The following is a 468-nucleotide window of genomic DNA, read 5'->3' as shown; positions in this document are numbered from 1 at the left end:
CCGGCTGATCGCCTGGCTGCGGCTGCGCGTGGCCGCCGACTTCCCGCTGGCCAGCCTGCGCCTGGCCTGGGCCGGCCTGCATGCGATCGAGATCGAGCAGCGCCAGGCCCTGGCGGACCGGGTGCTGGGCGTCTCCGACGGCGGCTCCGACCAGCGCTTCGAGCTGGGACTGGCGGCCCAGGACAGCGCCGAGCCCGAGGCGCTGCAATGCCGGGTCCACGACACGGTGCTCGGCAGCCGGGTCTGGCAACAGGTCGACGACCTGGGCCGCGCCGGGCCGCTGGACGAGGTCTACCGCTTCGATGCCGAGGCCGGCAGCCTGTGCTTTGGCGACGGCATCCAGGGCCGTGTGCCCAGCACCGGCAGCCGCATCGTCGCGGCCGGCCTGCGCGTCGGTGGCGGCGCGCGCGGCAATCTGCCGGCCGGCACGCTGAGCAAGCTGGCCAGCGTCAGCGACCTGCTCAGCGG

At 75.2% G+C, this 468-nt stretch carries 1 pseudogene; it reads left to right on the top strand.

Annotated elements, in window-relative coordinates:
* A pseudogene (locus tag PO768_RS29090) lies at nucleotides 1-468 on the top strand (putative baseplate assembly protein); the annotation flags it as partial.

The organism is Paucibacter sp. XJ19-41 (genome assembly GCF_028462495.1).
Lineage (GTDB): Bacteria > Pseudomonadota > Gammaproteobacteria > Burkholderiales > Burkholderiaceae_C > Roseateles_E.
The sequence above is the reverse complement of the archived record's forward strand: the minus strand, read 5'-3'. Positions and strand labels throughout refer to the sequence as shown.